The organism is Chryseosolibacter indicum (genome assembly GCF_018598585.1).
GTDB lineage: Bacteria > Bacteroidota > Bacteroidia > Cytophagales > Cyclobacteriaceae > Chryseosolibacter > Chryseosolibacter indicus.
This window is the reverse complement of sequence record NZ_JAHESD010000060.1, coordinates 24,324-33,948: the sequence shown is the minus strand read 5'-3', so window position 1 is coordinate 33,948 and position 9,625 is coordinate 24,324. Positions and strand designations below refer to the sequence as shown.

Below are 9,625 nucleotides of genomic sequence, written 5' to 3'. Positions count from 1 at the left end.
TTTCATATGTCTCAACATTGTAAGCCGTATTTGCATGCTGAGCCGTATAGGCATTTAGAGCTGCTGTTGGATTAACATTAAGAGAAAAACTTCCTTCTCCATCTGAAACTCCATAACCCAGCGCAACTACACCTTTTCCAAGTGAAATGCCTGCTCCACCATTATAACCAAAGCCACGATAGTTGTTATAACGAATAGAAGTATTAAAGCCAAGCTTTAGATCGACACTAAATGCTTCACCAAAAGTCGCCGCACCTCCTGCCGTTGCAGTCCAATTTCTGGGCATCTCATTGCTATAGGTAATAGGTCTTCCATTGTAGTCATCTGGTATACCTCTCGTACTTCTATTGATGGCACCTGCATTCAATGTCCAGCCATATCCTACCCATGATGCTTCTTCTTCTGGTGTTACGCCACTATGGTAAGAAAGCGAAATTGGATAACCACTACCTTGTGGCCCTGGAACTTCAAGTAATGGCAAATTATAGGTGAAGTCACCTGTAAACTCATCAACCATGTTTGAACTTGACACTGGTTCAAAACTGGAGAATTCAGGTTGTGTAGGACCCGAAGTAAGTGCATAACATACACTGGGAACCAACACATTTAAAGTGAATTGCAAGAGAAGACACAGAGCAATAGCCCTGATAATCTTGGGGTTTCTAATCATAAATATTATTAAGCTAATATTAGAAAATCAACAGAGCATATACCTGTGGTTCGGGCAGGCACTTTTTAGTGATTAGTATTTCTTTTCGGGAAGGAATTACAAAATGGAGAGGTCCCATTTCAGGTGAAGAGGTTCTTATTTTCATAGTGGGATTTAACTAGGACGAAGATCGGCTATGTAGCGTTAAAATGAAAATTTTTAAATAATTATTTTTTCTACGAACCTCTATGAGGCTTGGTGACATCTTACAAATCTAACTGTGGAGCTCTAAGAATATCAACACCTTTGAACTCGAAGTTACTCTTCCCTGTACTCCAATATGGATCTTCAAACGATAATATGAGGTCATTAAGAGTACTTCCCCGACCACAATTGTATTCAGGAATTACAAATACTACCTGAAAGCTCAAGCGATTTCCTATAAAATCGAATCCCTCAAAGTTTGATAGTATTGGCAAGTATAAATTTTCATTGTGCTTGATACTAATGAAGTTCTCAATTCCAAAGCTAAGATAACGAATACGCGCAGCAAGCTCCTCCTCGCTGGTCAAACCGTAGTATTGAAGGTTATAATAGTGCTTGTCATTTTTATCAGCATGAAGCAAAATTTGGAAACTCAATCCACATGCATAGGATTTTAATAATGAATCATAACTTAAAGAATCGGAATTCATAAATTCTCGATACGCAAGATATTGTGACGGCAAATACTTTACTTGAATATTGAAATTATTAATTGTTTTTACTTTGACGAAATTGCTTTCTGTTGATGAAATCCATCTTAGATAGCTTTCAGCACCGAGTGAAGCAGGTCTTTTATTATTACACGATAATATCAGAATCGCCACAATAAAAAGTAAAAGAGAGTTGAGACTATTCCTAATCATTACCTTTGTATTTATTGTTAATAGAACTCAAAACTTGCTCAGTAATATCCATAGACTGCTCTCCATAAAGTAAACTGCCTGACAATGTTGTTCCTAAAATAATATCGATGTTATTTTCTTTGGCATATTCTTCCACAAAACTATTGATCTGGTTGAGAACGGCACTCATCATTTTATTATCTTCTTCATCAATCTTCTGATCTATTGCTTCTTCATATTGATAAAGTCGAGTTCGTTGTTGCTCTAACTCCGATTGCCTTTGCACCTGTTGTCTTGAACTTAACGATGTTTGTTCTTCAACAAATGCTTCTCTCGCCTTATTAAGTGTCACCTCTAAAGAATCAACATTTGCCAGCATTGCTGACTTCTTCCTTTCAAATGCAGCTCGTGCCTCAATAGTACCTGAATATTTTTCAATTAAATCACGTGATCGCACATAAGCAATTGTAGGTCTGGATAAATAAAGGTAAATGTTCACCGCCACTGAGCATGACAAAACAAGTACTGTAATAAATATAAATGAACGTTGCATATTATTGTTTCTTAATAAACTTAAACTGATTGCCAAATGATAATTGAAGAGAATCTTTAAATATAGACTCTATTTTAAAACCATTAACTAACTGACCTTGTTGCCCTATATAATCGTTTCCATCTATTTTAAGAGAGGCTACAACGATATTTTTAGACGCGTTGTGCATTAGCCCCATATATACAATTTTATCCCATGTAATAATAACATTGCGATTTTGATCCTCTCGTTTAACACTTCTGCTTACAGCAATAGTTTTTAACTGAATTTCAGACGCCTTTTTCAACTGGTTTTTTTTTAGGAATGGATCATTATAGTTCAATAACAAAGGATAATTTTCCTTTGTCGTAACTTGCGTCATCTTTTTTGGAAGTGTAGGTGTTAAAATCTGCTCGTCACTATTAAGGCTGCGGTAGATTTTGAAGCCGATGGTACCCCAAACACCAATAACAAGAATAATCAACCATGTAACTTTTGAATTTTTCATTCATTTGTAATTTCCATGGTCCTGCAATTGTATGATGTCTTGTATCCTGTATTCTGGCCGCTCACACACCATTGATACTTACCTGCGTTTAACTCCACTTCAAAGGTATTATCTGTTACAAGAGTATCTAATAACATAATACTAGGTGATTCATAATCCGGAGACACCACGATAAGTTTGTACTGACTCACTCCTGGCAGCTCATCCCACCACAAAAGATGTTTCTTTGTATTTGTAACTATATTATCAGCAGGAGCTCGAAGCAAAACTGTATCGCTAGAAATATCTTCTACAATAATATCCTCACATGAAACCAAAACAATGGCTGAAATCAATATAATGCCAACCAGTCTTCTTATCTTATCACTCATTTTCTTGCTCCTTTATCCATTGAAAATAGATTTTCAACAATAATGTTTCACTTTTTGCAGATTGCTGTTCCCGTTCGAATTTCATAGAAGCAATTTTTATGAAATCCATTTTCGATTCTGCTTCGTTAATACAGGAAATAATTTTAACAAAATCGCCTTCCAACACAACCTCTTCTGTTAATAATTCATAAGTTGATTCCTCAAACAGAACAGGGCTATTGATCTTTTTTATTGTAACCTGATTATTTCTAGCCGCCGTACTAATAGCGTCAAAAATAACGTCACTTCTCCTGCCACCGTTAAAAGCCTCCGACGGATATTTAGAGGCTGTGACATTAAGTTGCTCTGCTAGTCCATCGTTATTACTAAGCGTTATATATCGCTGGAACAAACTAAAGGTGTGTCGGCCGGACGCAAAACAAACAAGAGCAGCGATGGCAATAATAAGCCATTTAATTAGCCTTCTATTTTTATATATTAACAGTTGGCCCTCCATTATTTTACCAAAATTTTAAATTCAAACACACCGCTTTTCAATCGCTGGTCGTATTGGTACCGCTGATCGGTTACTCCCTTTACCCAGTCTACTTTCTCAACTTCAACAATCCAATCACTAAGGACTACAGGATCTGCTGTTACCCCGTGCACTCTTAACTCAAAGGGATTAAAAGATGCCTTTTTGTTTTGTTTAAATGCATTCTCATTGATAGTGCCCAACTCGAGTATATTTAGCTGAATCTCTACCGGTACATGGGATGCAAGTTGATCTGCATAAAACAACGGAATTCTATTGAGCTCCCAGCCTATCTTATCGTATGCAGCAGACATCGTAGAATTGCGTATTGAGTTGATCCGCTTTCTCTTACTCCTTCCCTCTAACAATAGAAGGTCTTCTTCTGCTACGGTGACTTTTCTCTGAAGCCAAAAAAACACGACAGAATTAATCACAAGAAAAATCAACAGAGATAACAAAACATATCTTCCTATTGAAAATAGTTCCCGTTTAACTTGAAAAAGTTTCGCTTCCAATAAAAGGCTGTCGGGAAGACCATCAATGGTAATATGCATCCGCTGCAAAAACAAACTTATCGCCCCTGCATACGCTAGCAGGCATTCCGGTGGAATGTAATCACCACCGATATTAAGAATGTCTCCGTACTTAGTCTCGCCCTTTTCAATGTGGTCAATTACTCCATCTGCAAAAACTATTCTCTGATTGTTAATAGTGATAGCATTAGCGTTAAGAACAGGTATTAACGTTTCGACAATCAAAACACCGAATGAAACGGTATGCACCCTAATACCAGGCAAAAAATTACTCAAAACATCATCCTTTCGAATAATTGTAACAGATGTATTTTTCTTGTTTTCATACAGCTGAATAACAAAATCCTCTTTTCTAAGTCCTGGAAAGTACCTATTCACATCCCCTACTGGCTGTTCTGATGATGATACCGTTTTTGTTAATACAGGTCTGCCATTAATGTTAACGTGGATAGGAATTCCTTTCTTAATCAAAAAAGAAACTTGTTCGTCTGTATCATTAACATCCAAATCACCCTTACAATATTTTATTATTAATCTTTCATTTTCCTTTTTCAATAAGCAATAAGCAATCCTTCGAGTTCCCTCCACATCTATAGTTATATCAATACCAAGATACAAATCAAGTACTTCCCCTATATTTACAATCGACCTGATCATATCAATAAACAATTGTTGGTTTTATAAATACAATCAATCGATTATCAGAATTCTCTCTTGTTTTGGAGCTAAAAATCCATTTAAGAACTGGGATGCGTGACAAAATAGGTGTTCCTGAACCGGTTTCGGACTTAGACAGTTCTTCTAAACCTCCGAGAATGATCATTTCTTCGTTCCTTATTCTAATCTTTGATTCAAATTTCCTTGTGGTGTTCCCAGGAGGGGCATTTTGTATTGTAGGAGGAATAAAATCGGAAAACTCAGCAACAATATCAAGTGTAATATGCTCATTTCCCGATACCACAGGACTAATTGTAATAGATAAATTGGCCTCTACCTTATTAAATCGTTGAGCAGTGGTTGTTATTGGGTTAACACCACCTGTAATATTTTGCGTCTGCTCAACATAGTAAACAGATTCACCTATTGTGAGATTTGCTTTGCTACCGTTAATTGTTGAAAGTTTAGGAGTAGATCGTAGCTGTATATTGTTATTTTTCTCCATCGCCTGAAGTGTCGTATAAAATTTAGGAGACACACGACCAAGATTAACAAGACCTCTTGAGTCAAGTTTATCAAGCACACTATTTACGGACCGTGAGCTTAAGGTTAAGTCTATTCCAGGAAATAATTGCCCGCTAGTCTTAGGTACACTATCAGAAAGAAAGGCTTTTAAACCTGTTTGCAGACTAAATCCTTTTTTTGCATCTGCAACAATCACTTCAATGAGGATATTAGGAACTGGTTGATCAATTAACTTTAAAAAGGATATTAATTCATCAACTCTATGCTTATTTCCGTTAAGTATTAATGCATTAAGCTCTCTTACAGGACGTATCTCAATCTCTTTAATTAACTCAGCAGGTAATTCTTTATCTACTCCTTCCACAGGGCGAAAATCAAGCTTGTATATTTCAGTCGACTTAAATCCTTCTACATTACGCTGTCCTATAAGAAACACCTGTCCATGTCTCTTGTATGTAAAATTCGTTCCTTGAAAGAGGAAAGACAAAAGTTCAGTATATGACACACCCTTGATTTTTGCGGTAGTATTTCCAGTTAAATCAGAAAAGAGAATATAGCTCTTGTTTAATTGCGGCGACACTTGTTGAATGACTTCCAATAAAGGAAAATTAACTACATCCAAATCAATTAGAGAATCCCTGACCGTTATATCTCCGCTCGGAATAGCACGAGAAACATTATTATAATTGGAAGTTGCGTTATTACTATATTGCTGCACTGGCGGCGTGGCGCTTTCGAATACGTATACACCATCCTTGGTTTTAGAAAACTTCAACCCATTAATATATGCAAGCTTATCAAGTGCATTTTCAAGAGGAAGGTCCTTTATATAGCCTCTAACTATTTTATGCTCCAGTTCAGGACCACCACTAGTAATCACATTCCTGTTGGTTATGCCTGTAATCTGTTTAACAAAACTCCTTAAGCTATCATTTGCCAAATCATAAGAAAGTTTGCCTGATAATGGATCATAGGCAATGTTTAGCCTTTTTGGTGACAGGGGAAGCTCTACTTTTTGAGGTTGAATGTAACGAACGAAAGATAAAATGCTATTAACAAACCGGATGTCTAACTTGTACTCCTGGCACAGGAAATATAAGAGGTCCTTAACCTGAACATTGGTAAAGTTGTTCGACAACATAATGTTCAAGGACGGATCTATCTGGATATTAAGATTATGTCCTTCTGCAACTGTTCTTAAAAAAGATTGTATCGGCAAATTCGACACGGAAAGATTTGCTAGTTCATTTAAGCCCGGAGCAACCGAATCAGATAGAATATTTAATTGATTTTGAATATCAATTAATCTATTATTGAAGTGGTCTTGTGCAACTACTCCAATCGGTAGCACTAATACCGACAATACTAAGAAAAGTCTTTTAATACTGATCATTGAGTAGAAGAGAATAGATTTCTTCAATACTTGTTTGTCCTTGAGCCAAAACATCAAATGCGCTCATTTGAAGTGTCTTTATTCCTTCTGCTTTAAAGTATTCACTTACATTTTTTTCATTGTTTGTAATAAAATCACATACAGTACTATCGACCGGAATTACTTCATATATCGCCTTCCTTCCTTTATATCCAGTAAAAAAACATTCATTGCAACCTCGTGCTGAAAAATGCCATTGAGGAACTTCCTCGGGAGTAAAAGTTTTCGGCAAAATACTCGTCACAAAAGGCATCCTTTCTTTACAAGAAGGACAGAGTAATCTTACAAGGCGCTGCGCCACCGAAATATTTAATGTGTTAGCAAGAAGAAATGGAGGAACATCCATATCTATTAGTCTAGAGACTGTGCCCCACGCAGAGTTAGTATGAATAGTCGAGAGAACTAGATGTCCTGTAAGGGCCGCTCGGATTGCAAGACTTGCTGTTTCTACGTCCCGTATCTCTCCTACCATTATAATGTCTGGATCTTGACGAAGAAAACTTCTTAATGCACTCGAAAACGTGAGTCCAATATCTTCCTTTACTTGTACCTGATTTACTCCCTCTAATGTATATTCTATTGGATCCTCTACCGTCAATATATTATCGGTGTCTCTATTCAATAATTTTAACGTCCCATATAAGGTTGTTGTCTTACCTGAACCTGTGGGACCACTTATAAGGACAATGCCATTAGTTTTTTTAATAGCATCCTTATATCTTGAAAGATCAAGAACTGAAAAACCGAGGTTCTCAATGTCTACACTTGTCGCACTGCTACCCAAAAGTCTAAGCACGATCTTCTCACCATATAATGTAGGAAGTACCGAAACACGAATATCAAATTTTAACCCGTCTTTATTAAAGAAAATCCGACCGTCCTGGGGAAGCCTTTTTTCGGAAATATCCAATCCAGCCATAATTTTAACTTTGTTTACAAGGGCCGGATATTCGCTCTTATTCAATTGTACCCGATCAACTAGTTTCCCGTCCATACGAAGCCTGATCCTTGCTTTACTATCGTAGATCTCTATATGAATGTCGCTACTCTTCAGAGCGCGCGCATCTTGCAACAACAATTGAAGAAATTCCTTATGAGATGAGTCTAACGATGTTCTTGAAACAGGCTTACTTCCTTCTCGTATATAAAATTTAGACAGCGCTTTTTCAATGGCAGCACACGCAACAGGAATAAGTATAATTTTCCTACCGAAGATCACCTCGAGTTCTTGTATTTGCCCGTCTCCAAGGTTTTCATCCACATACATTTGGTATTCGTCGTCAGAAATATTAAATGGAATTATTCTGTAAGCCCACGCAAGATCACTTGAGACAATTTTTTTTCCACTTATATCTATCTCTAACTCAATCATGATCTAACTATTGAAAAAAGTGAAGACTAGTAAAAAAGAAAAACATAGGCTTTGGTATCCGGCCAAAGGAACGGTTTCAAACTGTGAATATGAGGCTATTGCCTGCTTTAAAGAAAGATGAATAACAAGGGCAAGAATAAGAGAAACAGTATTGAATACAATAAAAGTAATTGGTTCGAACCAAACTGATAAGCAGAGTAGTAACAAGATATCCCCGAGCCCTATAGAGGAAAAAAAAGACACACCGGACTTCTTTAATACGGTATACAGATAACCAAAGGACGTAATTAGGATTATATATAATACGTTAAAAATAATATTTATGAGAAGCGTATATAAATTCTTACCGTTATAACTTGAATAGAATAACAATATGGATAAGAGTACAAATAGAAAAAGTCTAACAGTTCGACTTTTCATATCCTCGTAAAAAATTAATAACAACACCACTACTGTTGAAAAAAGGCAAAGCATAAAAATGAATTCTAATCTTTAACAACCTCCAGAAGATTGTTTTTATCATCAATCTCCCATACATTAAATTGACCATCTCCATCAAAATCGACGACAGCAGTAGCACGTGCCAGGAAGTTTTTAGAATCTGCTGAGATTACTTCAAATGTGTAGTTTGCTTTACCGTCCTCTCCTTCAGAGACAAGTTTTTCTTGCTCAAAACCAATTCTTTCTAGGTCAGAAGAATACTTGGAAAATTCGTAGAAATGTGTTTTTTCTAGGGTATAGATATGCTTTAAGCCTTGCTTTGCCTCCACACTTCTTGTTCTCGAAATAAGCGGCATTAATACCGGTAGAGACATTAATACTAAAATACCGATGATCACTAAAACAACTAAGAGCTCAGTTAACGTGAATGCTTTTACACGCTGATGGAGTGAGAGATAGGGAACTTTATTCATTTTGTGGGGCAAAACGTGAGATCAAAGATAAATCGAAAAAACCACAAACTAAAATGGAGGCATAAAAATACTTAAATGCAAAAACAATGTTAACTTAATCTCATAGTGTAATAACTAATGTAGTTTCTATTAATCAGTAAAAGTACTTAGATTTGGTTTTTGTTATAAAACTAATGTTGCTGAGAAACTTATATCATATTAACTAAGCTATAATAGAGTCCTCGCTCTTCTATTCTTTTGCAAAAAACAAAACAGTTCCTAAAGATGCATTCATAGAATGTAATCTTGAATTAATTATGAGTCAAGTCGAACAGCAAAGGTATTCCAGTTATATATTAAAAATAAAGTATTACAGATGGAACGTACACGTTACGCGATGGGTCTTAAATAGACAAGAGTAGTCCAAGGCATGTCTTATGAAGTAAATCGGACATTTCTGACATATGAGCTCAAAACATCACAGTTCAAAAAAGTTTGTGAATTTTGCGGGCAGAAATTCACGGCCAAAACCTTGTTCACAAGGTTCTTGCTCTAAGTGTGTAACAGCTACCAGTATAAGCGACTTGCCAAAGAAGAAAAAAGCTAAGCTTCTTAATGCACAAATTAGTCAACTGTTACTTCGCCTTCTAAAACCTTAGCGAACACCGCTTAGGAATATTTCGAAGCGATGCGCCGGAACTAATGCGGATCAGTGTCCGCACACTTTTTTCGTCTCATTGAATAAAAGAAGC

The 9,625-nt window shown here is 36.3% G+C and carries 9 protein-coding genes and 1 pseudogene; all 10 read right to left on the bottom strand.

Annotation, left to right across the window (positions count from 1 at the left end):
• Positions 1 to 670 (bottom strand): annotated as a pseudogene (locus KK060_RS19980) (hypothetical protein); the annotation flags it as partial.
• 245 nt (positions 671 to 915) lie between these two features.
• The gene (locus KK060_RS19975) at positions 916 to 1,557 is read right to left on the bottom strand and encodes a hypothetical protein (protein WP_254155590.1); all 642 of its coding nucleotides are present in this window, start codon (positions 1,555 to 1,557) and stop codon (positions 916 to 918) included.
• The gene (locus KK060_RS19970; protein WP_254155589.1) at positions 1,550 to 2,089 is read right to left on the bottom strand and encodes an OmpH/Skp family outer membrane protein; all 540 of its coding nucleotides are present in this window, start codon (positions 2,087 to 2,089) and stop codon (positions 1,550 to 1,552) included. Before KK060_RS19970 ends, KK060_RS19975 begins: the two co-directional genes overlap by 8 nt.
• Position 2,090: 1 nt before the next feature.
• Positions 2,091 to 2,576: a hypothetical protein gene (locus KK060_RS19965; protein ID WP_254155588.1), complete on the bottom strand. Its 486-nt coding sequence runs from the start codon at positions 2,574 to 2,576 to the stop codon at positions 2,091 to 2,093.
• The gene (locus KK060_RS19960; protein WP_254155587.1) at positions 2,573 to 2,947 is read right to left on the bottom strand and encodes a hypothetical protein; all 375 of its coding nucleotides are present in this window, start codon (positions 2,945 to 2,947) and stop codon (positions 2,573 to 2,575) included. Before KK060_RS19960 ends, KK060_RS19965 begins: the two co-directional genes overlap by 4 nt.
• Complete coding sequence (locus KK060_RS19955; RefSeq protein WP_254155586.1) at positions 2,940 to 3,443, bottom strand: hypothetical protein; 504 nt, start codon at positions 3,441 to 3,443, stop codon at positions 2,940 to 2,942. Before KK060_RS19955 ends, KK060_RS19960 begins: the two co-directional genes overlap by 8 nt.
• Entirely contained in the window at positions 3,443 to 4,651 is a 1,209-nt protein-coding gene (locus KK060_RS19950; protein ID WP_254155585.1) for a hypothetical protein, read from the bottom strand. The genes KK060_RS19955 and KK060_RS19950 overlap by 1 nt, the downstream gene beginning before the upstream one ends.
• Position 4,652: 1 nt before the next feature.
• Entirely contained in the window at positions 4,653 to 6,623 is a 1,971-nt protein-coding gene (locus tag KK060_RS19945; protein WP_254155584.1) for a type II secretion system protein GspD, read from the bottom strand.
• Positions 6,556 to 7,980: a GspE/PulE family protein gene (locus KK060_RS19940; protein WP_254155583.1), complete on the bottom strand. Its 1,425-nt coding sequence runs from the start codon at positions 7,978 to 7,980 to the stop codon at positions 6,556 to 6,558. Before KK060_RS19940 ends, KK060_RS19945 begins: the two co-directional genes overlap by 68 nt.
• A 485-nt stretch (positions 7,981 to 8,465) precedes the next feature.
• The gene (locus KK060_RS19935) at positions 8,466 to 8,894 is read right to left on the bottom strand and encodes a type IV pilin protein (protein ID WP_254155582.1); all 429 of its coding nucleotides are present in this window, start codon (positions 8,892 to 8,894) and stop codon (positions 8,466 to 8,468) included.
• Positions 8,895 to 9,625 lie beyond the last annotated feature (731 nt).